Below are 23,816 nucleotides of genomic sequence, written 5' to 3'. Positions count from 1 at the left end.
AACCTTGCCAAGGTTGAGGTCGAGAGTTCGAGACTCTTCTCCCGCTCCAGTTTTCAAGATGGGCCGCAAGGCGCATCCAAGCAGTTCCTCTGGCGAGGTAGCAAAGAGGTTATGCAGCGGCCTGCAAAGCCGTTTAGACGGGTTCGATTCCCGTCCTCGCCTCCAGATGAAAAAAATAGCCCACTTTCGAGTGGGCTATTTTTTTGTCTGCGCTTTCGCCAGACTTTTGCCGGCGGCGCATCTTGTATAATGCTGGCAAGCTCGGCCGCGCCGCCTGGCGCCTTGATGAAACGTCCCCTTTCCGCCATACCAATGTAGTCACTGACGACTTTAGTGCTCCGTTCGACCTCGGCGCAGCTTTTCTGTGACGCCCGCTGGCATGGCTGTGCCTGATGATTGTCCATCAGGCCGGCATTTTCCTGTTCCGACTTTGGATACGAATCAATGATCAACACAACTTTTCGGGATGAGTGGTTCTCGAACCCGCAAAAAAACGTTCTGGCGGGCTTGACCACCTCCTTTGCCCTGGTGCCCGAATGCATCGCCTTTGCCCTGGTGGCGCAGTTGAATCCCCTGATGGGCCTGTATGGCGCCTTCATCATTTGCGCATTCACGGCCATCTTTGGCGGACGCCCCGGCATGATTTCCGGCGCGGCCGGCTCCATGGCTGTCGTCATCGTGGCGCTGGTGGCCCAGCATGGCGTGCAATATCTGCTGGCGACCGTCGTGCTCAGCGGTATCATCATGGCGCTGTTCGGCATCTTGCGCCTAGGCAAGCTAATCCGCATGGTGCCCTATCCGGTGATGCTGGGCTTTGTGAATGGCCTGGCCATCGTCATCGCCATGGCCCAGCTGGAACACTTTCGCCAGGCCACGCCGCAAGGCGAAACCTGGCTGCAAGGCACCCCTTTGTACGTGATGGGCGCGCTGGTGTTTCTCACCATGGCCATCGTCTACGTGTTGCCGCGCCTGACAAAAGCCGTGCCGCCCGCGCTGGTGGCCATCCTCGGCGTGGGCGTGCTCAGCCATTTCTTGCACCTGCCCACGCGCACCCTGGGCGACCTCGCGCATATCGCCGGCGGCTTGCCGGCCCTGCATTGGCCCACCGTGCCGCTGGACATGGCCACCTTGCACGTCATCTTCCCGTACGCAGCGCTGATGGCGATGGTGGGGCTGCTGGAAACCTTGCTCACCTTCAATCTCACCGATGAGATGACTGAAACGCGCGGCCAGCCGAACCGCGAATGCATCGCCCTCGGCGCATCGAATGTCGTTTCGGGCCTGTTTGGCGGCATGGGCGGCTGCGCCATGATCGGGCAAACCATGATCAACCTGAGTTCGGGCGGCCGTTCGCGCCTGTCGGGCGTGACGGCCGGCGTGATGATTTTGCTGTTCATCCTGTTCCTGTCGCCGCTGATCGAGCGCATCCCGCTGGCCGCCCTGGTGGGCGTGATGTTCGTCGTGGCGCAGCAGACGTTTGCCTGGGGTTCCTTGCGCGTGCTGGGCAAGGTGCCGCTGCAGGATGCGCTGGTGATCGTTGCCGTGACGGTGATCACGGTGTTCACGGACCTGGCGATGGCGGTGCTGTGCGGCATCGTCATCGCCGCCTTGAATTTTGCCTGGCAACATGCGCGCGACATGCGTGCCGATACCGATGACAGTACCCCCGGCGTGCGCGTGTACGTGCCGCATGGCACCCTGTTTTTTGCTTCCACCACGCATTTCCAGGAGCTGTTCCAGACGGCGGCCGACCCGGCCCGCGTCATCCTCGATTGCCGGCACCTGCACATGGCCGATCACTCGGCCATCGCCGCCATCGAATCCCTGTATGAGCGCTATGACAGGGCCGGCAAGCACCTGCAGGTGACGCATCTGTCCGCCCGTAACGAAGCCTTGCTGCAGCGGGCCGGGGTGGACGTGAGCGTGGCGTAAAATACGGGATTGCTGAATGTCTGTGGAGTGTGAATGCTGTCGAAGGAACAAGAACAATTATTGCAGCAAAGCCAGGCGGCTTTTGATGCCTACTATGACGCGCTGGGCGCCTCGCTGGTGAATTTTGTCGAGCGCCTGGGCATCCAGCCGGCGCACGAAGTGCTGACCAACGCGGCCGAATACCTGCCCTATATCGATGCGGCCATGCGCAGCATCGTCATCCGCGACGAGAGCTGGCAATGGGTAAAAACCATGCTCGGCTACTTTATCGGCGAATACTTCGTGCAGGGCCATGCGGGCTGCTGGTATGTGGAAACGCGGGCCGAATCGCCGCATTTCTGCCGCATCATGGTGGGCGGTTTCGAGCATGGCTTGCCGCTTGACGCGGCCATTGATCCGGAGCAGCTGGCGCTCGATTTCCTGGCGCAGGCGGTGCCGCGCGAGCTGGCCACCCTGGTCGCGGATGCGCGAGCCCGTCTGAGCTGAATTACTGTCGTTGCCGTCGTTTCCCTTGCCAAGGAGAATGCTGGATGAAATGGATACCCCGTTTGTGGTTGGCGCGCTGGTGCATGCCAGCCATTGCCTTTCTGCTCGTCGGTGCAGCACCCCCGGTTTTTTCGCAGGACGGCAGCACAACCACGTTTGAAACGGATCACGAATTCGATGCCGGTTCGCGCATCGTGCTCGATGCCGTGACGCCGGCGCAAATCGACAACATCGCCGTGCTGGGCAAGGTATGGGGTTTCCTGAAATACCATCACCCCTTGATCACCGCAGGCGGGCGGCATTGGGACTACGAACTCTTGCGCGTCATGCCCCGGATGCTGGCCGCACCTGACAGGGCGGCGGGCGATGCCGTGCTGCGGGACTGGATCGCCGGTCTGGGAACGCTTGCCGACTGCAATCCGTGTGCCGTCCCGGCGCAGGGGGAGCTGCATCTGCGTCCCGCGCTGCAATGGCTGGACGATGACAGGCTGCTCGGCGCCAGCTTGCGCGCCGATCTGCGGCATATTTATCTGCGCCGGCCCGCGTCGGCCAGGCAGTTTTATCTGCGCTTGCAGGAGCGGGTGGGCAATCCTGTCTTTGAGCACGAGATCGCCTACGAGAATATTGCGCTGCCCGATGCCGGCTTTCAGTTGCTGGCCTTGTTTCGCTTCTGGAATATCATCGAGTACTGGGCGCCCTACCGCGATACGACAGGCGACAACTGGGATGACGTCCTGCGCCAGTCGCTGCCGCGCATCGCGCTGGCCAGGGACCGCGCCAGCTATCAGCTGGAAATGATGGCCCTGGTCGCGCGCCTGCACGATTCCCACACCAATCTGTGGAGTTCGTTGCGCGTGCGTCCTCCCGTCGGCGAATGCCACCTGCCAGTCAAGCTCCGCTTCATCGGCAACAGTGCAGTGGTGGTGGGGTATCGGGAGGCCAAGGCCGGGGCGGCAACGCGATTGCAGGCCGGCGATGTCATTACCAGCCTTGATGGCATGCCGGTGGCGCAACTGGTCGCCGCCTGGCGGCCTTACTACGCGGCATCGAATGAAGTGGCGCGTCTGCGCGACATGGCTGGCAAGCTGACCACTGGCGCCTGCGGCGAAACCCGGCTGCAGATACGCCGCGAGCAGGGCGAGATGGAATTGATGGCGCAGCGCGTGCCCGCCAGGAGGCAAGCGGGCCAGGACACGCATGACAGGGAAGGGGAAACGTTCCAGCGCCTGGGCGACGATATCGCCTACCTCAAGCTATCGACCCTCAAGCGGGCCGACGTGGCGGCGCATATGGCCGCCGCAGCGGGCAGCCGTGGCCTGATTATCGATATACGCAACTACCCGCGCGAGTTTGTCGTTTTTGCCCTGGGAGCCTACCTGGTCGACCGGCCCACGGAGTTTGCCCGCTTTACCAAGGGCGACCTTGGCAACCCCGGCGCCTTCCATTGGACCAATGCCATGGCCTTGTACCCGCAAGCGCTGCACTATGCGGGCAAGGTCATGCTGCTGGTCGATGAAGTCAGCCAGAGCCAGGCCGAATACACGGCCATGGCCTTGCGCGTGGCGCCCCGCGCGAAGGTGGTCGGCAGCACCACGGCTGGCGCGGATGGCAATATCTCGCCGTTTTCGCTGCCTGGCGGCTTGAGCACCATGATCAGCGGCATCGGCGTGTTTTATCCGGACCGGCGACCCACGCAGCGCGTGGGCATCATCCCCGATATCGAGGTCAGGCCCACGCTTGCCGGCATACGGGCCGGGCGTGACGAGGTGCTGGAAGCCGCTATTGCCGAGATACGCCGGCAATAACGGCTCATGCTGCTCTTGCTGAGGGCGCAGGCTTGCTTAGAACTCTTCCCACTCGCCTTCGGCCGGGCTTGCTGCCTTGCTGCTGGCGCGTGTCACGGGCAGGCGCAGGGCCGGGGCCGAGGCTTTGCGGGCAGGCGCGGCCCGGGTTGCTGGAGCTGCCGGCGCGCTGCGCTGCGCCGCTTTCACGCTGAAACGGTCGGTGGCCGCCGCGTTGGCATCGAGGCGGAAGACGCTGACCACCTGCGCCAGTTCGCTTGCCTGTTCCTGCATCGCTTCGGCTGCTGCCGAGGCTTCTTCCACCAGGGCAGCATTCTGCTGGGTCACTTGGTCCATTTCGGAAATGGCCTGGTTGACTTGCTCGATGCCCGCGCTCTGCTCTTCGCTGGCGTTGCTGATCTCGCTCATGATGGAGGTGACGAAGCCGATGCTTTGCACGATTTCTTCCATCGTCTTGCCGGCTTTGTCGACCAGATCCGTGCCCACGTCGACCTTTTGCACGGAGTCGTCGATCAAGCCCTTGATCTCTTTTGCCGCCGCTGCGGAGCGCTGCGCCAGGTTGCGCACCTCTGTTGCCACCACGGCGAAGCCGCGGCCCTGTTCGCCGGCGCGCGCCGCTTCCACGGCAGCATTCAGGGCCAGGATGTTGGTCTGGAAGGCGATGCCGTCGATGACGGAAATGATGTCGACGATTTTCTTCGACGAGGTATTGATCTCGCCCATGGTGGCCACCACTTCGGCCACCACGGCGCCGCCGCGGCTGGCGATGCCGGCCGCGTCGCCGGCCAGTTTGTTCGCCTGGCGCGCGTTGTCGGCGTTCTGTTTCACGGTCGAGGTCAGTTCTTCCATCGACGAGGCCGTTTCTTCCAGCGAACTGGCTTGCTGTTCCGTGCGCGACGACAGGTCCTGGTTGCCGGCGGCGATTTCCGCAGAGGCCGTGGCGATGGTGTCGGTGCCGCTACGCACCTGGCCGACGATGCCGACGAGGCTGTCGTTCATGGTTTTCAGGGCATGCATCAGCTGGCCCGTTTCATCGCGGCCTTGCGCCGTGATGACGCTGCTGAGGTCGCCCGCTGCCACGGTTTCCGCCACCTTCACGGCGGCGCGGATGGGGCCGGTGATCGAGCGCGTGATCCACCACGCGAAACCGATGCCCATCAGCACGGCCAGCACGCCCATGGTGATCAGGAAGATGCGGGTGCCGCTGTAGGCTTCGATGATGCTGGCGCCGACGCCGTCGGCGGCCTTGATCTGCATGCCGGCAAAGTGCTTCACTTCGGCCAGGTAAGCCGTGGTGATCGGCGTGACTTCCTTGTCGAACACTTGCTTGGCGCCCGCCACGTCGCCGTCGGCCTTCATCTTGAAGGCGCGTCCGCGCGTCGTCACGTAGTCGGTGCGCACCTTGCGCACGACCTTGAATTGTTCGATCACGGCCGGGTCGCGCAAGGACGCGGCGATGTCGTCCTGCAGCTTGCTGGAGCGGGCCGCATCGACCTTCAGGTCTTCCTCGATCTTGGCGCGCACGACAGGATCGGTGATCTCGAACGAGGCGACGCCGCGCACGCTGTTCAGTTCAATAATCTTCGACCATTCGGCCACCATGCGCTGGTTCTTGATGCTGGTATTGATGAGACGGTAAGTCAGGTCGCTGGCCGTTTGCATGCGCACGAGGGCGGTGATGGTCAAGGCGGCAAGCAACAGCAATACGACAGCAAAGCCGACGCCAAGGCGGCTGCCGATGTTCAGGTTTTTCATGTAATTCCTAACAGTTTAATAGTCATGATCGCCGCCGCCAGCAGGGGCGGACAGGCGCCGCAAGGCGCAGGGGATCGGGGTCTTCGGGTGCCGCGTGATGGCTGTGCGGCGCGCCACGCTGAGCGTGGCGATGGAGGTGAAGCAAGGGGCATATCGGTCAGGCTGACCGCTGCCCAGCAAGCCGCAAGTATAGCATTGACGCAGGGAAATAGTTTTTCAAAGCAATTTTAATTGTTTTTTGATATTGATTTCCTGTTGTGTTTTTACGTCAAGTACCTAGTCCATAAGTACTATCACTTACATTTCACCTTACTTTTCCCCATGCTGGCTGATAAAATACTAATGATAATCATTCGTATTCAACCATTGACCAGGGAATTGTATGCAGCAACAGCGCAAGCCGGGATGTAAACCGATCACCATCGCCGTACTGGGCGCCTTGACCTTGGGCGCCACGCCATTGGCGGCCTGGGCGCAGGAAAGCCTGCCCGCCGTCACCGTGACGGCGGCTAAGGACAAGGACGGCTATGTTGCCGCCACTTCGGCCAGTGGCACCAAGACGGAAATGGCCCTGCGCGACGTGCCGCAGACGATCAACGTGGTGCCGGCCGCCGTCATCCGCGACCAGAACGCCATGTCGATCCAGGACATCATGAAGAACATCCCCGGCGTGGGCCTGTCCACGGGCGACGGCCAGCGCGACCAGGTGTTCATCCGCGGCTTCACGGCCATCGGCGACCAGTTCGTCGACGGCTTCCGCGATGACGCGCTGTACTTCCGCGACCTGTCGAACGTGGAGCGCCTGGAAGTGATCAAGGGACCGGCCGCCGTGCTGTACGGCCGCGGTTCCTCGGGCGGCCTGGTGAACCGCATCACCAAGAAACCGGGCGTGGACATCACCGACGTGGCCGTGAGCCTGACGAATACAACAGGGCGCCGCGGCGAAGTCGACGTGGGGCGCGTCGGCGAGACGGTGGACTGGCGCGTCACGGGCGCGCGCGAATTGTCGGACAGCTACCGCGACCAGCAATTCATCAACCGCACGGCGCTGGCGCCTTCCGTGGCCATCCGCCTGTCGAGCGCGACGAAACTGCTGCTGCAGGGCAACTACCTGGAAGACCGCCGCCTGACGGACTTCGGCATCCCGTCCTGGCAGGGCCGTCCCGTCGCCGTCGACGCGGGCACGTATTACGGCGCGGCGAATGCCCGCGATGCGGACTTCAGCCAGTCGCGCGTGGTCTCCACGGCCGCCACCCTGACGCACAGGTTCAGCGATAGCTTGTCGCTGCGCAATGCCTTCCGCTACTACGACTACCACCTGGACCGCAACAACACGAATATTTCCGGCAACGTCAATGAGGTCAAGGGCACGATGAGTCTGGGCCACGCCAAGCTCAACCGCGACGAGAGCGGCTGGTTCAACCAGACGGAACTGACGCAAAAGCTCGTCACGGGCACCCTGCGCCACGAGGTGCTGTACGGCGCCGAGTTCGGCAAGCAGAACAAGGATGCGTCGAGCTGGGCGTCGAGCGTGGTGGCGACGAATGTATCGATCTTCCAACCCGTCCTGCCGCAGGTGAACCGCGGCAAGCTGGGCGCGCGCGGCGATACGTTCGGTACCTACGAGACGGCTGCCGCCTACGTGCAGGACGCCATCCGCTTCAGCGATGAGTGGAAGGCGCTGGCCGGCCTGCGCTACGACCGCTACCAGCAGCAGTCGCGCCTGGCCAATGCGGCAGGCGTGACGACGGCGGATTTGTCGCGCACGGATTCGGCCTACAGCCCCCGCGCCGGTCTTGTCTGGCAGCCAAGCGCGGCGCAAGCGTACTACGCGTCGTGGAGCCGCTCGTTCCAGCCCAGCGGCGAGAACTTCGCCCTGGCCGCAAATAACGCCGACCTGGCGCCGGAAACCACGCGCAACACGGAAGTGGGCGCCAAGTACGAGCTGTGGGGCGGCCGCGCGAATGCTACCGTGTCGCTGTTCCGCCTGGAGCGCGACAATATCAAGACCAGCGATCCGATCACGAACCGCATCGTGCCCGTCGGCACGCAGCGCACGGACGGCCTGGAACTGACCTTCAACGCGGACTTGCATGACGGCTGGAAGATGCTGGCCGGCTACGCGTACCTGGACGCCAGCATCACCGATTCCATCGCCGTCGATCGCAGCGTGAATGCGCCTGGCACGACGACGGCCAATTCGGTGGCCATCAAGGGCAAGCGCGCCACCCTGACGGCGCGCAATACGGCCAACCTGTGGCTGACGAAAGACCTGGGCCATGGCTTCACGGTGGGCGGCGGGGCGAACGCCGTCGGCAGCCGCTTCGCCAATCCGGGCAACACGGTGGTGCTGCCAGGCTACGTGACGGCCGACGCCATGGCCGCGTACCGCACGGGCCGCTATGAAGTGCAGCTGAACGTCAACAATATCGGCGACACGCGCTACATCGTCTCGGGCCACGGTTCCAGCCCGAACCTGAGCTTGCCGGGCGCGCCGCGCAACGTGGCGCTGACCTTGCGCTACAGCCTGTAATTGTTGTCACTTCCTCCAAACCCGCTCGCGAGCGGGTTTTTTCATGGGCGGGTTGGCTGTGCCGGGCAGACGGGCAGTGTTTAGAGGGAATGTTCGGTACCGTCAAATTAATATTGACTAAAGGCAATTTTTTCCAGCGGACTGAGCCTTGGCCGGGTTTGAGGGGTAAAATGGCGTCATACGGCACAGGCATGGTGCTTATATCTTGATGATATGACACGACCACGATGCCGTATGACTTTTTATTTACTCACATCATAGAGGCCTGAATATGGTTCAGATGTCCAGGCGCCAGTTCCTTCGGGTAACTGGCGCGACCATTGCTGGTTCCAGCCTCGCCCTGCTCGGTTTCGCACCGGGCCAGGCGATGGCGGAAGTGCGGCAATACAAGCTGTCTCGCACCACCGAGACACGCAATACCTGTCCTTACTGTTCGGTAGGATGCGGCGTCCTGCTGTATGGACTGGGCGACGGCGCGAAAAACGCCGTCTCCAGCATCATCCACGTGGAAGGCGATGCCGATCACCCGGTGAACCGCGGCACCCTGTGCCCGAAAGGCGCCAGCCTGGTCGACTTCATCCACAGCCCGAACCGCCTGAAAGTGCCCGAATACCGCGCACCGGGCGGCACGGAATGGCAACCGATCTCCTGGGATGTGGCGCTCGACAAGATCGCGCGCCTGATGAAGGATGACCGCGACGCCAACCTGATCGAAAAGAATGCCGACGGCAAGACCGTCAACCGCTGGCTCTCCACCGGCATGCTGGCCGCGTCCGCCGGCAGCAACGAGGTGGGGTATCTGACCCACAAGACCGTGCGCAGCATGGGGATGCTGACCTTTGATAATCAGGCGCGTGTATGACACGGACCGACGGTGGCAGGTCTTGCCCCGACGTTTGGCCGTGGCGCGATGACGAATCATTGGGTCGATATCAAGAATGCCGACGTGATCCTGGTCATGGGCGGCAATGCAGCAGAAGCACATCCTTGCGGATTCAAATGGGTCACGGAAGCGAAGGCGCATAACAAGGCCAAGCTGATCGTTGTCGATCCGCGTTTTACCCGTACCGCCTCCGTGGCAGATTACTACTGCGCCACGCGTACCGGCACGGACATCGTCTTCCTCGGCGCGATCATCAATTATCTGCTGACGAACGACAAGATCCAGCATGAGTACGTGCGCAACTACACGGACATGCCCTTCATCGTGCGCGAAGACTATGCGTTCGAGGACGGCCTGTTCTCGGGTTTCGACAAGGAAAAAGGCAAGTACACCAACAAGGCCACCTGGGATTACGAGATCGGCGACGACGGCTATGCCAAGGTCGACCCGACCCTGGAACACCCGCGCTGCGTCTACCAGATGATGAAGAAGCACTACGCGCGCTACACGACCGAGATGGTCGAACGTACGTGCGGCGTGTCGGCCGACAAGTTCCACAAGGTGGCGGAAGCCCTGGCTTCGACCGCCGTGCCGGGCCGCGCCGGCACCATCCTGTACGCGCTGGGCTGGACGCACCACTCGACGGGCGCGCAGACCATCCGCACGGGCGCCATGGTGCAGCTGTTGCTGGGCAATATGGGCATCGCCGGCGGCGGCATGAACGCCTTGCGCGGCCACTCGAACATCCAGGGCCTGACCGACCTGGGCCTGATGTCGAACCTGTTGCCAGGCTATATGACCTTGCCGAACGAAGCCGAGCAGGATTTCGATGGCTATATCGCCGCGCGCGCCACCAAGCCGCTGCGGCCGAACCAGCTCAGCTACTGGAGCAATTACCGCAAATTCCACGTCAGCTTCATGAAGACGTGGTGGGGCGACTTTGCCACGGCGGAAAATAACTACGCCTTCGACTACCTGCCGAAACTCGACAAGCCGTATGACTTGATGCAAGCCATCGAGAACATGCATCAAGGCAAGATGACGGGCTATATCTGCCAGGGCTTCAATGTGCTGGCGTCCGCGCCGAACAAGCAGAAGGTCACGGAAGCGCTGTCGAAGCTGAAGTTCCTCGTCATCATGGATCCGCTGGCCGTGGAAACGGGCGAATTCTGGAAGGCGCACGGGCAGTACCACGAAGTCGATCCCACCAAGATCATGACGGAAGTGTTCCGCCTGCCGACCAGCTGCTTCGCCGAAGAGCGCGGTTCGCTGGTGAGTTCCTCGCGCGTCTTGCAGTGGCACTGGCAGGCGGCCGAACCGCCGGGCCAGGCGCGCAGCGACCTCGAGATCATGTCCGGCCTGTTCCTGCGCATGCGCAAGATGTATCAGACGGAAGGCGGCAAGTTCCCCGATCCTATCGTCAACCTGACGTGGAACTATGCGCAGCCGCATAACCCGCAGCCGGAAGAAATCGCCCGCGAATTCAACGGCAAGGCGCTGGCCGACTTGTACGATCCGAAAGATCCGACCAAGCTGCTGGTCAAAAAGGGCGAGCAGCTGGCCTCGTTCGCGCAATTGCGCGACGATGGCACGACCACCAGCGGTTGCTGGATCTTCGCCGGCAGCTGGACGCAGGCGGGCAACCAGATGGGACGGCGCGACAATAGCGACCCGACCGGCATCGGCCAGACTCTGGGTTGGGCCTGGGCATGGCCGGCGAACCGCCGCGTGCTGTACAACCGCGCTTCGTGCGACCTGAAGGGCAAGCCTTTCGACCCGACGCGCAAGCTGATCGAGTGGAATGGCACCAACTGGAGCGGGGCCGACATTCCCGACTTCAAGGTCGACGAACCGCCGGAAAACGGCATGGGCCCGTTCATCATGCTGGGCGAGGGCGTGGCGCGCTTCTTTGCGCGTGGCGCCATGGCCGAGGGGCCGTTCCCCGAGCATTACGAGCCGTTCGAAAATCCGCTGGGCTACAACCCCATGCATCCGAAAAACCCGCAGGCGACCAGCAATCCGGCCGCGCGCGTGTTCGCCGATGATCGGAAAATGTTCGGCACGCATGAGGAATATCCGCATGTGGCGACCAGCTACCGTCTGACCGAGCATTTCCATTACTGGACCAAGCATGCGCGCCTGAACGCCATTATCCAGCCGCAGCAATTCGTCGAAATCGGCGAAGAGCTGGCGAAAAGCATCGGCGTCGTCGCCGGCGGGGAAGTGCGCGTCAGTTCCAAGCGCGGGCACATCATCGCCAAGGCCGTCGTCACCAAGCGCATCAAGGCGTTGACGATCGAGGGCAAGCAGGTGCATACCGTCGGCCTGCCGCTGCACTGGGGCTTCACGGGCGTGGCCAAGCCGGGGTATCTGATCAATACCCTGACGCCGGGCGTGGGAGATGCGAATTCGCAAACGCCGGAATTCAAGTCCTTCCTCGTGAAGGTGGAAAAAGCATGATGGGAGCTCAATAATGGCACTGCAATCCTTAGATATCCGGCGCCTGTCGGCGACCACGGTGACGCCGCCGCAAGCGCGCAGCCCGGTGACGGGCACCGTGGCCAAGCTGATCGATGTGTCGAAATGCATCGGCTGCAAGGCTTGCCAGACGGCATGCATGGAATGGAACGACTTGCGCGACGAAGTCGGCGAAAACCATGGCACCTATGACAATCCGACGGACCTGACGCCGCAATCGTGGACGGTGATGCGTTTTGCCGAACACGAAAACAACGACGGCAACCTCGAGTGGCTGATCCGCAAGGACGGCTGCATGCACTGTGAGGATCCGGGCTGTTTGAAAGCCTGTCCGGCGCCGGGCGCCATCGTGCAATACACGAATGGCATCGTGGACTTCCACCAGGAAAACTGCATCGGTTGCGGCTACTGCGTGGCCGGCTGTCCTTTCGACGTGCCCCGCATTTCGAAAAAGGACGACCGCGCCTACAAGTGCACGCTCTGCTCGGACCGTGTGGCCGTGGGCCAGGAACCGGCTTGCGTGAAAACCTGCCCGACGGGCGCCATCCTCTTCGGCACCAAGGAAGACATGAAGGTGCATGCGGAAGAGCGCATCGTCGACCTGAAGTCGCGCGGTTTCGAGAACGCGGGCCTGTACGATCCGCTGGGCGTGGGCGGCACGCACGTGATGTACGTGCTGCACCATGCCGACAAGCCGAAGCTGTATTCGAACTTGCCGGAACGCCCGCGCATCAGCCCGATGGTGGGCTTCTGGAAGGGCTGGTCCAAGCCGCTGGCGGTGGCCGGCATGGCCGCCACGGCGCTGGCAGGCCTGTTCCATTACACGCGCGTCGGTCCGAACGAAGTGAGCAAGGACGAAGAGCACGAAGCCTTGGAAGAGGCCAAGCGCCTGCGGGAGGAACAGCATGAAGCATAGTGAAACTCACGATGGCAAGCTGCGCGACAAGGATGGCAATCCCTTGATCGAACGCTACAACCCGAACGAGCGCACGAATCACTGGATCACGGCGATCACCTTCGTCATGCTGGCCCTGTCCGGCCTGGCCATGTTCCATCCTTCGATGGCGTGGCTGGCGAATCTGTTCGGCGGCGGGCAATGGACGCGCATTTTGCATCCGTTTGCCGGCCTGGTGATGTTTGTCTCGTTCGCGATCCTGGTGCTGCGCTTCTGGCACCACAACAAGTTCGAAGACGGCGACAGGCAGTGGCTGAAACAGATGGACGACGTGCTCCACAACCGCGAGGAAAAGCTGCCGAAGATCGGCAAATACAATGCCGGCCAGAAGATCCTGTTCTTCGTGCTGCTGGCTAGCATGATCGGTTTGCTGCTGTCGGGCATCGTGATCTGGCGCGCGTATTTCGCGTTCTACTTCCCGATCGACGTGGTGCGCTTTGCCGCCTTGCTGCATGCCGGTTGCGCTTTCGCCATCATCTGCGCCATCATCGTGCACATCTATGCGGCCCTGTGGGTCAAGGGCTCGATCGGCGCCATGGTGCGCGGCACCGTCACCTATGGATGGGCGCGCAAGCACCATCCGAAGTGGTTTGAGGCGGTGATCCGCAACACGGAAAAGTAGGCCGCAAGGTAGGTCGGCTTAGCTATGCGTAAGCCGACATGCTTCGCCGGCGGATTTTTTTACATGCCAGCGACACCCGGGGCCGGTCCCAGAGGATCGGCCCCTTTCTCTTTATCGATTAGAATACTTTTACATCCCCTTTTTTGATGGGAACTCCATTGGTACAACGCATTCTTCAGCCAGGCGAAATCGAAGGCCTGGACCATAACGCGATTCCGCGCCTGCTGCTGCCGCAGCCCGCCAGCCTGTTTGCGGCGCGCGCCTTGCGCTTGCGCGAACTGGCGCAGGGAAAAATCAAGGGCATCCCCGTCGACGCGGGCATGCAGGGCTACCTGGTGCTGATGGCCGCGCTGGCCGATGCGCAGGCCGCCGTGGTGGGAAAACTGGCGCCCGGCGCCGTGCCCGCCGCCGACCCGGACGCGCTGCGCCGCGCGATGCAGCACCGCATGCCGGTGCTGCCCGTGAATGGCGCCCGTCCGCCCGTCTGGCGCGACATCTTTGCCAGCCTGCTCGATGAACTGGCCGCCACGGCGGCCAGCCAGCCGGCCCTGTCCGGCGGCCTGACCCAGGTGCTGGCCCAGCTGCGCGCGCTCGACGCGCCGGCGCTGGACGCCTGCGCCGATGCCGTGCTCGATGAAAACGGCGACAACCTCAATCCCATGCACGCGCCGTTCGTCGCCGCCGCGCTGCAGATTTTATGGTCGGTGTCGGCAAGCGAATTGCGCGCCGCGCGCGTGCCGGACCTGGAAACGGGCACCCTGTGCCCCGTCTGCGGGTCGCACCCCGTCGCCAGCGTGATCCGCATCGGCGGCGGGTCGCAGGGCTACCGCTATCTGCACTGCGGCATTTGCGAGAGCGAATGGCATATGGTGCGCGTGAAGTGCTCGACCTGCGAACAGAATGGCAAGATCGCCTACCAGGGCCTGGACGCGGCCGATGCTGCGCCGTTCGACCCCGTGGCGGCGAAGGACGACAAATTGCCGAACAAGGCGAATGATCCGAAGAAGGTGGCGCGCGCGGAAACCTGCGACGACTGCCATACCTATCGCAAAGTCTTCAATCAGGAACACGATTACAACGTCGAACCGCTGGCCGACGATCTGGCCAGCCTGATGCTCGACCTGCTGGTGGGCGAAGCGGGCTACCAGCGCGCCAGCGGCAATCCGCTGCTGTGGCTGGGCAAAAGCGAAAGCAGCGAGGGCCAGCCAGCATGACGACGGGGCAAACCGTGCGCCTGCCGTCGGTCGACCGCATCCTGGGCGACGCGGCTTGCCTGGCCCTGATTGCGCATTACGGCCGCGTGCAGACCCTGGCCTGCGCGCGCGCCGTGCTGGCCGAACTGCGTACCGCGATGCTGGCGGGCGCAGTGTTTGGTGAATTCGGTGAGGAGGGCGCATCGCTTGCCGCCATCGTCGCGCAGATGGCCGAGCGGCTGCAGGCGCAGACGCGCTCGCAGCTGCGCGCCGTGTTCAACCTGACGGGCACCGTGCTGCACACGAACCTGGGCCGCGCGCTGCTGCCCGACGCCGCCGTGCAAGCCGTGGTGGAAGCGCTGCAATGGCCGATGAATCTGGAATTCGACCTGGAGACGGGCAAGCGCGGCGACCGCGACGACCTGGTCGAGGAACTGCTGCGCGAACTGACGGGGGCCGAAGCGGCCACCATCGTCAACAATAACGCGGCCGCCGTGCTGCTGATGCTCAATACCCTGGCGCAGAATAAAGAGGTCGTCGTCTCGCGCGGCGAACTGGTGGAAATCGGCGGCGCCTTCCGCATCCCCGACGTCATGACGCGCGCCGGCGCCGTGCTGCGCGAAGTAGGCAGCACCAACCGCACGCACCTGGCCGACTATGCCAACGGGGTGAATGCAGACACGGCCCTGCTGATGAAGGTCCATTGCAGCAATTACGCGATCACCGGTTTCACGAAAAGCGTGGAACTCCACGAACTGGTGCCGCTGGCGGCGCAACACGGCGTGCCGACGGCTGTGGACCTGGGCAGCGGCACCCTGGTCGACCTGGCCCAGTATGGCTTGCCACATGAAACGACGGTGCGCGAAACGATAGCGGCGGGCGCCGACCTGGTGACCTTCAGCGGCGACAAACTGCTGGGCGGGCCGCAGTGCGGCGTCATCGTCGGGCGCGCCGACCTGATCGCGAAGATCAAGCGCAACCCCCTGAAACGCGCGCTGCGGGTTGGAAAACTCACGCTGGCCGCGTTGGCTCCCGTGCTGCAGCTATACCGCGCGCCGGACTTGCTGGCCGAACGGCTGACCACACTGCGCCTGTTGACGCGTCCCGCCGCCGCCATGCGCGCGCAGGCGGACACCCTGCTGCCGCTGCTGCAAGGCGCGCTCGGTAGCGGCTATGTGGTCACCGCCGAAACCATGCAAAGCCAGATCGGCAGCGGCGCCTTGCCCGTCGATCAATTGCCCAGTTTTGGTCTGGCCATCCGCAGCGCTTCCGGCTCGCGCCTGAGCAATTCCTTGGGCGTGCTGGAACAGCGTTTGCGCGCCTTGCCGTGCCCCGTGATCGGGCGCATCGGGCAAGACACCCTGTGGCTCGATTTACGCTGCCTGGAAGCGGCGCACGAGACGGCATTCATCGCGCAGCTTGCCGAGTTGTCCGCATGATCGTCGGCACCGCAGGCCATATCGACCATGGCAAGACGACGCTCACGCGCGCGCTGACGGGCGTGCACACGGACCGCCTGAAGGAAGAGCAGGCGCGCGGCATCTCGATTGAACTCGGCTATGCCTATCTGCCGCTGGCCGATGGCACGGTGCTGGGCGTGATCGACGTGCCGGGACACGAAAAATTCATCCGCACCATGGCGTCCGGCGTGACGGGCATCGACTTTGCCCTGCTGGTGGTGGCTGCCGACGACGGCGTCATGCCGCAGACGCACGAGCACCTGGCCATCTTGCAGCTGCTGGGTGTGACGCGCGGCGCCGTGGCGCTGACCAAGATCGATCGCGCTGACGGCGCCCGCGTGGCGCAGGTGGAAGCGGACATCGAAGCGCTGCTGGCCGGCACGCCGCTGGCGGGCAGCCCGATTTTCCCCACCGCCGCCAATCGCGACGGCGATGCCGGCGTGGCCGCCTTGCTGGCGCACCTGACGCAGGTGGCGCGCAGCCTGCCGCAGCGCGACGAGCGGCGTTTGTTCCGCCTGGGCGTGGACCGTGTGTTCACCTTGCCGGGGCAGGGCACCATCGTCACCGGCACGGCGCTGGCGGGAACGGTGCAGGTGGGCGACATGCTGCAGCTGGCGCCCGGTGGCGCGCCAGCGCGCGTGCGCAGCATCCATGCACAGAACCGCGCCGCCGAGACGGGCATGGCGGGCCAGCGCCTGGCGCTGAACCTGGCCGGCATCGAGCGCGAGCGCATCGAGCGGGGCAACTGGATCGTCGCGCCGGCGCTGGCGCAGTGCTCCGAGCGCCTCGACGTGGAACTGACCCTGCTGCCCGACGCCGGCGTGCAATTGAAAGCCTGGTCGCCGCTGCACGTGCATCTGGGCGCGGCGCATCAACTGGCGCGCGCCGTCATGCTCGATGGCGAGACCCTGTCGCCTGGCCAGACGGGCAGGGTACAGCTGGTGTTCGAGTCGCCCATGCACGGCGTGCCGGGCGACCGCTTCGTCGTGCGCAATGCGCAAGCCACGCAGACGGTGGGCGGCGGCATGCTGCTCGATCCGTTCGGCCCCGCGCGCAAGCGGCGCAGCCCGGCCAGGCTGGCCTGGCTCGACGCGCTGGCCGCGTTTGTCGCGCACGGCGACTATGCGGCCCTGCTGGCGCAAAGCCCGCTGGGCCTGCGCGAGTCGCTGCTGCTGCGCCTGTCCCTGCTGCCGGCGGACGCCCTGGCGCTGCCGCCCGACACGCGGCGCATTGCCCTGCGCGCGAACGACGCCCTGCTGCTGGCGCCGCCAGCGTTGCTGGCGCTGGAAGAGAGGGTGCTGGCCGCCCTGACTATCTTCCACGCGCGCGCGCCCGACGAGGCGGGGCCGGAACTGTGGCGCCTGAAGCGCATCGTCGACGCGGAGATGGAAGACGCCTTGTGGAGCCACCTGGTTGAAGGCTTGCTGGCGCAGGGCAGCGTGCTGGCGCGCGGCGCCAGCCTGCATTTGCCGACGCACAGCGTGGAACTGACGCCGCAGGAGCAATCGCTGGCCGAGCCCATGCTGGCAGCGCTGGCGCAGGGGCGTGCCGATCCGCCGTGGACGCGCGATCTGGCGCGCGACTGTGGTCTGGCCGAGGACGAAACGCGCCGGCTGTTGCGCAAGCTTGCCAAGGCCGGGCAGATCAGCCAGGTGGTGCACGACCTGTTTTATCACCAGGCGGCGCTGGCCGAGCTGGCCCAACTGGTGCGGGAACTGGCGCACAAGGCGGAAGAGGAAGCAGGCGTACCGGCCGGCAATGGCGCCGTGGGCGCGGCCACCTTCCGCGACGCCAGTGGCCTGGGCCGCAAGCGGGCGATCCAGGTCTTGGAATTTTTTGACCGCGTCGGTTATACTCGCCGTGTTGGCAATGGGCATCTATTACGCCCGCAAGCGCTGTGGTCCTACACCGCAGCCTTGCCCAACAGCTAAGTACTAGCTCAGGCACTGCGGAAAGCACACTCATCCGGTGATGTGGCCGGGCTTCAAACCCGGTGGAGGGCGTCAGACGTTCTCCCGTAGGTTCGACTCCTACTGTTTTCCGCCAGTTATTTTTCTCGCCATCTTCCCCTTGCATGATGATCCCGGCGTTGGCCCGGAGCCACGTTACGGAAAAATAATGGCTTAATTGATAATGTTCGGCGATGGCCGGCGGGGGCCGATGGTACCATCCTGCTGGTGGCAGGGACTGCCCTGTGGTGGATGAAAGCAAGCATGAAACAAGCAAGCATGGCGTGGCTGCTGGCAGTGGCGCTGCTGATGCCGGCGCTGGCCGCGGCGGCGGACGTACGCATCGTTGGCGAGCATCTGCCGCCATCGAGCATGATGGAAGGCAATGTCGTCGTGGGACGTGAAACGCTCAAGGTGCGCGACATCATGGCGCGCGCCGGTCTTTCCTACAGCATCGAATTGTTGCCGTGGAAGCGCGCGTATGCGCAGGCGCTGCGCGAGCGTGATACCTGCCTCTTTTCCACCAGCCGCACGCAGGAACGCGAAGCGCAATTTCGCTGGATCGGCCCCCTCAACGAAGCGGAATGGATACTCTACGGCCTGGCCGAGCGGCACCTCACGCTGCGCACGCTGGCCGATGCGCGCGGCCTGGTGATCGGCACGGTGCTGGGCGACGCGCGCGATGATTTCCTGCGCCAGCGCGGCATGAACGTGGCGCCCGTGACGCAGGAGTGGCTCAATCCGCAAAAGCTGCTGCTGGGACGCATCGACTTGTGGGCCGTCGGCATGGCGGTGGGCAGCAGGCCGTTTGCCGGCAAGGAGTGGGAGGGCAAGGTGGAGCCGCTGTTGACCTTTAATCGCGTGCAGACTTACCTGGCCTGTAACCTCAAGGTGCCCGAGGCGCAGGTGGCGGCCATGCAGCGTGCGGCAGCCGCCATGCGCCGCGACGGCAGCATGGTGCGCGAACAGCTGCGCTGATTCAGCTCTCCAGCCACTGGCGCACGCAGTTGCGTCCTTCGCGCTTGGCCTGGTACAGGGCCTGGTCCGCATGGCTGTAGGCCGTTTCGAAGGCCGTGCCGGCGCGGTTCCAGCTCAGGCCCACGCTGACGGTGATGGCGCGCGTGATGGGCGCCGCATGGCGCTGGCGGCCGACGCTTTCGCAGATGCGCTGCGCCACTTGCGCCGCGTCGTCGCGCGAGGAGGTGGGCCAGACCACGGAAAACTCTTCGCCGCCGACCCGGCCGATGGCCGTCTCCTGTCCCAATAGTCCCTTCAGGCAGTCCACGACGGCCTGGATCACGCCGTCGCCGGCCGGGTGGCCGAAGTCGTCGTTGACCTGCTTGAACAGGTCGATATCGAGCACGATCAGCGCCATGTCGCCCTGCGCCAGGCAGCGCGAGGCGTGGTCGATCACTGCGCCGCGGTTCAGGGCGCCCGTCAGCGGGTCGTGCGTGGCGCGGTATTCGAGCTGGCCGGCCAGCGTCTGCAACTGCCGGTTCAGCAAATGCATGTCGCGTTCGGCGCGGTCGCTGCGGCCGATCAGGCGCCGCGTCTCGCGCATCAGCCGCTCGTAGTGGACAATCAGTTCACCGAGCACGCGGCGCTGCGCCTCGCCGCTGGCGTGAGTGTCGGCATGCATGCGGCGTGCGGCAGCCAGCGCCGCAGCTTCCACGGTGAACAGGTCGGGTTCCAGGCTGGACTCGGAGATGGCGGCGCGCATGCCCTAGCTGCCCTGCACGGGATGGTCGTGGAAGTCCAGCGCCGTAAAGTCCTGCTGCAGCTCCTGGCCGAATTCCAGAATGGTGTCGTCGTCCTCGTCGTGGTACCAGTTCAGGCGCACCTGGTTGCCGTCCACGGCCGCCTGGTTCAGGGTGTCGAACAGGGTAAACAGCATCTTCGTGCTGGAGCTGTTGAAGTAGGCCAGCGAGACGTTGACGGTGATGGCGCTCTCGCGGCAGCCATCTAGGTAGGCGCGCACGGTGGCGATCAGCGGGCCATAGAAGGCTGCCGCATTCTCCGGATACGACTCGCCCTTGATCGACAGGGTGTGCTGCTCGAAACGGAAGTCGATTTCGGGCGAACTCGGGGTCGCGGCGATGAACAGTGGTGACGGTAATTGCATATGCTTTCCTGAGTCGGCTCTTTCAAATGATGGCTTTGATGCAGAAGATGGTGTGGCCCGGCTCCTGGGGATCCTGGACGAATTCGAATTCCAGCGGCTCGCTGGCGTCGCGCGCCATGGTGAGAAAACCCAGGCCCGCGCCCTTGCTGTCGGCCGGCGCTTCCTCGCGCAAGGCCTTCTTGTAGGCGAGGCGGATTTCTTCCATCGTCATCGTGTGCAGCGGTTCCAGGCGGGCGCGGATCTGCGCCACGTTGTCCGTCGAGACGGGGTTGGCGCACAGCAGGAAAAAGCTGTCGCCGCGCGTGCCGATGCAGAATGAGCCGCGCCGCATCTGCTGGTCCAGCTGCGCATCGGGCGTCAGGCTGTCGGCAGAATAATGCATGATGTTTTGCGACATCTCGATGAACGAGGAAAAGATGCGCCGCCGCGTGGGTCCGGCCGCGCCGGCCGTATCGAGGCGCGCCTTGATGGTTTCGGAAATGGCGCTGACCACGTGCTGCGAGAAATAGCCCACGTAAAAAAAGATGATGTTGCGCTTGCGCGCCACGTCCCAAAACTCGTTGAATTCTTCGTACAGCACGTCCGTGCTCCTGGCTAGCCGGTGACCCGGTTTCTTGTTGATAAGGTGGCGCGCTGGCGCCAAAACTACAGGCGGAAACAGAAAAAGGTCAGGTCGTCGCGGCGCGGCTGTTTGCCCTGCCAGGCGGCGCTGTCCTGCAGCAGTGCCGCCGCCACGTCGCCGGCCGGCGCGTCGCGCCGCGCCAGCAGCTGCTCGCGCATGCGCCGCTTGCCGTAGGCGATGTCGCGCGCACCGCCGATCTGGTCGAGCAAGCCGTCGGTGGTGATGAACAGCAAGCTGCCGGCCGGTATGGCCAGCGTCTCGTTGTGCCAGCAGTAGCTGGCCGGCGTGTCGACATAGCCCACGCCCATGCGCGCGCCATCGATGGCGCGCACGGCCTCTTCGCCCGGCGCGACCACGTGCAGCGCCAGTTTCGCCCCCGCGAAACGCAGGCTGGCGCTGGCCGTGTCGTAGCACAGGAAGGCGCAATCCATGCCGTCGTTCGAGCCGGCGTGGCCGGTAGCTTCGCCGCTGCTGGCGCCGTCCTGGCCCAGCAAGGTCTTGATGGCGCGGCTGACGGCGCCGATCAGGGCGGCCGGATCGCGCGGCCCCAGTTCGCGCAAGGCCTGGCTCAGGGCCGACGAGGCGATCAGGGTCATGAAGGCGCCCGGCACGCCGTGGCCGGTGCAGTCGGCGATGGCGGCGAACCAGCCGCCCGCGTGGCGCTCGAAAAAGTAGAAATCGCCGCCGACGACGTCGCGCGGCTGCCATTCCAGGTGCGCATCGGGCAAGGTGGCGCGCAATTCCGCGCTGGATGTGCGCAGCAGGGCGCGCTGGATCACGCTGGCGTAATCGATGCTGTGCATGATCTGCCGGTTCTTTTCGGCCTGCATGGTGGCCACCACGTTCATCAGTTGCAAGCCGAAGCCCACGCCGGCCAGCGCGCCATCGTGGGTGATGATGAAGCCGTCGGCCAGCGCCTTCTCTCCCGCTTCCACGGCGCGGAAGGTGAGGTCTTCGATGCTCATGGCGCCATCGACGATCAGCGGTTCCTTGTCCATGAAGGCGATGCAGCTCTTCTTGCCGTACACCTCGTGATAAAAGGGCTTGGACATTTGCGACATGAAGATGTTGCGGCTGATCAGGCCGATGGGTTTCTGCTGTTCCGTGACGGGCAGACTCATCATGTCGCGTCGCTCCGTGAACAGTTCCAGCACGGCGAAATTGCTGGCGTCGGCCTGCACGGATTCCGTGGGGATGCACAGATCAGCCGCCACGGACGTGCGATAACGGGGAAGATGCAATCGAGAAGCGTTGAACTCCACAGCGGCTACCTTTACATGACGATCGGACCCTTGTTGTCGCGAGAGCAAGGCGACTGACAAACAGGCAATATCATCATGGTAGCCTTTGAATATGACGGCTTGATTACCAGCTTGTCAAAACCGTATGCAAGATGGCTGCATGGCAAGCCGTTGCCGGGCTACAGATGGCGCGCCAGCGTCCTGGCCTGCGCCAGCCAGCGCTCGCGCTGCTGCTCGGTGGAATTGAGGATGGGACCGAAGCTGGCCACCTTGACGGGCTTGACGCCGCAAAATTCCAGGGTCGTCTTGCGCAGCTGGTGGATGCCGGGCATATGGTAGACCCAGCGGAAATACCAGGGCGGCGTATCCATCGTCACCAGCAACTGGGCCGTGCGGCCTTTCAGCAGTTGCGCGGGGAAAGCCTTGCCCGGGCGGTACTTGAAAGCGTAGCCGGGCAGGAAGACGCGGTCGACAAAGCCTTTCAGCAGGGCTGGCGCGCCGCCCCACCAGATCGGGTAGGCGAACACCAGGTGTTCGGCCCAGCTGATGGCTTCCTGCGCCGCCAGCAAGTCCGCTTCCAGCGGCTGCACCTGGCGGTAGCCTTCGTGCAGGATGGGATCGAAGTCCAGCTGGCCCAGGCGCAGCTCGCGCACGCTGTGGCCTTCGCTGCGGGCCGTGGCGGCATAGGCCTCGGCCAGGGCAGCGCAGAAACTGTCGCTGGACGGGTGGCCGAGAAGGATTAAAATGCGCTTCGGTGTAATTTTGCTCATGATGCGGGCTGTCCGTTAAAGAAGAGCTTGCATGCTAAAGCCTGCCCCTAGTGGCAGAGTCAAGCGGCTTCTTGCAGACGCTGGTGCGCCAGGCAGTCGCGGATTTCCGTGTCGATGTCGGCCAGTTGCGCATCGAGCTGGCGCAGGCGGGCGATATCCTGCCGCACCTGCGCGCGCTTGGCGGTGATGTGCTGCGACAGGGCGGCCCAGTCGGTATCGTCGCCAGCCAGAATGGGCAGCAATTCGGCCAGGCGGAAGCCCAGGACCTGCGCCTGGCGTATGAGTTTGACTTGCGCCAGGTCTTGCTGCGTGTAGACGCGGTAGGCGCCCGAGCGGCGCACGTCGCCCAGCAAGCCCAGCGCTTCATAGTGGCGCAAGGCCTTGGGCGAGGTGCCCGCCAGGCGGGCGATTTCTCCGATGTACATGCTTATCCTTTGTTGAGCTGCGGCGCACGCAGTGTAGCGCAGTGGCTTCCCAGGTGCTACCTTGCGCGCTGTCTCAGGAGGCCCGGCGCGGCGGGACTTTCTTGGCCGTGCACTCGGCGCAGGTGCCATACAGCGACAGCGCGTGCTCATGCAGCACGAAGCCCCGCTCGGCGGCGATCTCGTTCTGGCGCAGTTCGATGCCTTCATCGACGAATTCATCGACCTTGCCGCAACCCGTGCAAACCAGGTGGTCGTGGTGCTGGCCTTCATTCAGTTCGAAGACGGCGTGGCCCGATTCGAAATGGCGGCGAAACAGAATGCCCGCTTCGGCAAACTGCATCAGCACGCGGTAGATGGTGGCCAGGCCCACGTCGATCTTTTCGGCCAACAAGAGTTTGTAGACATCGTCCGCACTCAGGTGCTTGATCGTGCCTTCTTGAAACAGCTGCAGAATCCGCAAGCGGGGGATGGTCACTTTCAAGCCCGATTCACGCAGTTCCCTCAATATATCCATGTCTCCCATTCCTTGTATAGTCGCCTAGCGAGGTAATCCATTATATCGCAAATGATAATCATTACTATTCTCAT

The 23,816-nt window shown here is 63.8% G+C and carries 19 protein-coding genes and 2 tRNA genes; 13 read left to right on the top strand and 8 right to left on the bottom strand.

The genetic code is table 11. The annotated features are described in order from the left end of the window. The first annotated feature begins 91 nt into the window (after positions 1-91). The 4 genes from AC54AF_RS10705 to AC54AF_RS10690 all read left to right on the top strand — a co-directional run bounded on the left by AC54AF_RS10705 (position 92) and on the right by AC54AF_RS10690 (position 4,223). A tRNA-Cys gene (locus AC54AF_RS10705) sits at positions 92-165 on the top strand. Positions 166-444: 279 nt separating this feature from the next. Next, positions 445-1,932, top strand: a complete 1,488-nt coding sequence (locus AC54AF_RS10700; protein WP_496636532.1) for a SulP family inorganic anion transporter — start codon at positions 445-447, stop codon at positions 1,930-1,932. Between the two features lie 33 nt (positions 1,933-1,965). After that, positions 1,966-2,418 (top strand): hypothetical protein, encoded by a 453-nt coding sequence (locus AC54AF_RS10695; protein WP_496636531.1) that lies wholly within the window; start codon positions 1,966-1,968, stop codon positions 2,416-2,418. 44 nt (positions 2,419-2,462) lie between these two features. Beyond that, positions 2,463-4,223 carry a S41 family peptidase gene (locus tag AC54AF_RS10690; RefSeq protein ID WP_496636530.1) on the top strand — a complete coding sequence of 587 codons (1,761 nt, stop codon included), beginning with the start codon at positions 2,463-2,465 and terminating at the stop codon, positions 4,221-4,223. Positions 4,224-4,259: 36 nt separating this feature from the next. Here the strand turns inward: AC54AF_RS10690 and AC54AF_RS10685 are convergent, their stop codons facing one another. Next, the gene (locus tag AC54AF_RS10685) at positions 4,260-5,975 is read right to left on the bottom strand and encodes a methyl-accepting chemotaxis protein (RefSeq protein WP_496636529.1); all 1,716 of its coding nucleotides are present in this window, start codon (positions 5,973-5,975) and stop codon (positions 4,260-4,262) included. Between the two features lie 382 nt (positions 5,976-6,357). Here AC54AF_RS10685 and AC54AF_RS10680 point away from each other — a divergent pair, with 382 nt between their 5' ends. The 9 genes from AC54AF_RS10680 to AC54AF_RS10640 all read left to right on the top strand — a co-directional run bounded on the left by AC54AF_RS10680 (position 6,358) and on the right by AC54AF_RS10640 (position 19,026). Beyond that, complete coding sequence (locus AC54AF_RS10680) at positions 6,358-8,508, top strand: TonB-dependent receptor (RefSeq protein ID WP_496636528.1); 2,151 nt, start codon at positions 6,358-6,360, stop codon at positions 8,506-8,508. A 271-nt stretch (positions 8,509-8,779) separates the two neighbouring features. Next, complete coding sequence (gene fdnG, locus AC54AF_RS10675) at positions 8,780-11,851, top strand: formate dehydrogenase-N subunit alpha (RefSeq protein ID WP_496636527.1); 3,072 nt, start codon at positions 8,780-8,782, stop codon at positions 11,849-11,851. Between the two features lie 13 nt (positions 11,852-11,864). Beyond that, positions 11,865-12,785: a formate dehydrogenase subunit beta gene (gene fdxH / locus AC54AF_RS10670; RefSeq protein ID WP_496636526.1), complete on the top strand. Its 921-nt coding sequence runs from the start codon at positions 11,865-11,867 to the stop codon at positions 12,783-12,785. Further along, positions 12,775-13,446: a formate dehydrogenase subunit gamma gene (locus AC54AF_RS10665; RefSeq protein WP_496636525.1), complete on the top strand. Its 672-nt coding sequence runs from the start codon at positions 12,775-12,777 to the stop codon at positions 13,444-13,446. Before fdxH ends, AC54AF_RS10665 begins: the two co-directional genes overlap by 11 nt. A 146-nt stretch (positions 13,447-13,592) precedes the next feature. Continuing rightward, entirely contained in the window at positions 13,593-14,660 is a 1,068-nt protein-coding gene (gene fdhE / locus AC54AF_RS10660; protein ID WP_496636524.1) for a formate dehydrogenase accessory protein FdhE, read from the top strand. Next, the gene (gene selA, locus AC54AF_RS10655; protein WP_496636523.1) at positions 14,657-16,078 is read left to right on the top strand and encodes an L-seryl-tRNA(Sec) selenium transferase; all 1,422 of its coding nucleotides are present in this window, start codon (positions 14,657-14,659) and stop codon (positions 16,076-16,078) included. The genes fdhE and selA overlap by 4 nt, the downstream gene beginning before the upstream one ends. Then, entirely contained in the window at positions 16,075-18,030 is a 1,956-nt protein-coding gene (gene selB, locus AC54AF_RS10650) for a selenocysteine-specific translation elongation factor (RefSeq protein ID WP_496636522.1), read from the top strand. Before selA ends, selB begins: the two co-directional genes overlap by 4 nt. Positions 18,031-18,049: 19 nt before the next feature. Beyond that, positions 18,050-18,145: transfer RNA gene (locus tag AC54AF_RS10645), tRNA-Sec, on the top strand. Positions 18,146-18,312: 167 nt separating this feature from the next. Further along, a complete protein-coding gene (locus tag AC54AF_RS10640; RefSeq protein ID WP_496636521.1) occupies positions 18,313-19,026 on the top strand; it encodes a substrate-binding periplasmic protein in 714 nt (237 codons plus the stop codon). A gap of 1 nt (position 19,027) precedes the next feature. Here AC54AF_RS10640 and AC54AF_RS10635 read toward each other — a convergent pair whose 3' ends face one another. The 7 genes from AC54AF_RS10635 to fur form a co-directional block, all read right to left on the bottom strand. After that, positions 19,028-19,768, bottom strand: coding sequence for a diguanylate cyclase (locus AC54AF_RS10635; protein ID WP_131686273.1), 741 nt, complete (start codon positions 19,766-19,768; stop codon positions 19,028-19,030). Positions 19,769-19,771: 3 nt separating this feature from the next. Further along, positions 19,772-20,170, bottom strand: a complete 399-nt coding sequence (locus AC54AF_RS10630; RefSeq protein ID WP_131686274.1) for a SiaC family regulatory phosphoprotein — start codon at positions 20,168-20,170, stop codon at positions 19,772-19,774. Positions 20,171-20,192: 22 nt separating this feature from the next. Continuing rightward, positions 20,193-20,750: a SiaB family protein kinase gene (locus AC54AF_RS10625; protein WP_071076508.1), complete on the bottom strand. Its 558-nt coding sequence runs from the start codon at positions 20,748-20,750 to the stop codon at positions 20,193-20,195. A gap of 65 nt (positions 20,751-20,815) precedes the next feature. Continuing rightward, positions 20,816-21,973, bottom strand: a complete 1,158-nt coding sequence (locus AC54AF_RS10620; protein ID WP_496636536.1) for a SpoIIE family protein phosphatase — start codon at positions 21,971-21,973, stop codon at positions 20,816-20,818. A gap of 239 nt (positions 21,974-22,212) precedes the next feature. Continuing rightward, on the bottom strand, positions 22,213-22,803 hold the full coding sequence (locus AC54AF_RS10615) for an NAD(P)H-dependent oxidoreductase (protein ID WP_496636520.1): 591 nt from the start codon (positions 22,801-22,803) through the stop codon (positions 22,213-22,215). A gap of 59 nt (positions 22,804-22,862) precedes the next feature. Beyond that, complete coding sequence (locus AC54AF_RS10610) at positions 22,863-23,228, bottom strand: MerR family transcriptional regulator (protein WP_496636519.1); 366 nt, start codon at positions 23,226-23,228, stop codon at positions 22,863-22,865. Between the two features lie 73 nt (positions 23,229-23,301). Then, positions 23,302-23,742, bottom strand: coding sequence for a ferric iron uptake transcriptional regulator (gene fur, locus AC54AF_RS10605; protein WP_131686278.1), 441 nt, complete (start codon positions 23,740-23,742; stop codon positions 23,302-23,304). Positions 23,743-23,816 lie beyond the last annotated feature (74 nt).

The sequence above is a fragment of the Janthinobacterium sp. JF4 genome (assembly GCF_059617925.1).
The sequence above is the reverse complement of the archived record's forward strand: the minus strand, read 5'-3'. Positions and strand labels throughout refer to the sequence as shown.

Coding starts and splice junctions, on each gene's coding strand:
- AC54AF_RS10700 (WP_496636532.1), top strand. CDS start 445: ATGATCAACACAACTTTTCGGGATGAGTGGTTCTCGAACCCGCAAAAA.
- AC54AF_RS10695 (WP_496636531.1), top strand. CDS start 1,966: ATGCTGTCGAAGGAACAAGAACAATTATTGCAGCAAAGCCAGGCGGCT.
- AC54AF_RS10690 (WP_496636530.1), top strand. CDS start 2,463: ATGAAATGGATACCCCGTTTGTGGTTGGCGCGCTGGTGCATGCCAGCC.
- AC54AF_RS10685 (WP_496636529.1), bottom strand. CDS start 5,975: ATGAAAAACCTGAACATCGGCAGCCGCCTTGGCGTCGGCTTTGCTGTC.
- AC54AF_RS10680 (WP_496636528.1), top strand. CDS start 6,358: ATGCAGCAACAGCGCAAGCCGGGATGTAAACCGATCACCATCGCCGTA.
- fdxH (WP_496636526.1), top strand. CDS start 11,865: ATGGCACTGCAATCCTTAGATATCCGGCGCCTGTCGGCGACCACGGTG.
- AC54AF_RS10665 (WP_496636525.1), top strand. CDS start 12,775: ATGAAGCATAGTGAAACTCACGATGGCAAGCTGCGCGACAAGGATGGC.
- fdhE (WP_496636524.1), top strand. CDS start 13,593: ATGGGAACTCCATTGGTACAACGCATTCTTCAGCCAGGCGAAATCGAA.
- selA (WP_496636523.1), top strand. CDS start 14,657: ATGACGACGGGGCAAACCGTGCGCCTGCCGTCGGTCGACCGCATCCTG.
- selB (WP_496636522.1), top strand. CDS start 16,075: ATGATCGTCGGCACCGCAGGCCATATCGACCATGGCAAGACGACGCTC.
- AC54AF_RS10640 (WP_496636521.1), top strand. CDS start 18,313: ATGAAACAAGCAAGCATGGCGTGGCTGCTGGCAGTGGCGCTGCTGATG.
- AC54AF_RS10635 (WP_131686273.1), bottom strand. CDS start 19,768: ATGCGCGCCGCCATCTCCGAGTCCAGCCTGGAACCCGACCTGTTCACC.
- AC54AF_RS10630 (WP_131686274.1), bottom strand. CDS start 20,170: ATGCAATTACCGTCACCACTGTTCATCGCCGCGACCCCGAGTTCGCCC.
- AC54AF_RS10615 (WP_496636520.1), bottom strand. CDS start 22,803: ATGAGCAAAATTACACCGAAGCGCATTTTAATCCTTCTCGGCCACCCG.
- AC54AF_RS10610 (WP_496636519.1), bottom strand. CDS start 23,228: ATGTACATCGGAGAAATCGCCCGCCTGGCGGGCACCTCGCCCAAGGCC.
- fur (WP_131686278.1), bottom strand. CDS start 23,742: ATGGATATATTGAGGGAACTGCGTGAATCGGGCTTGAAAGTGACCATC.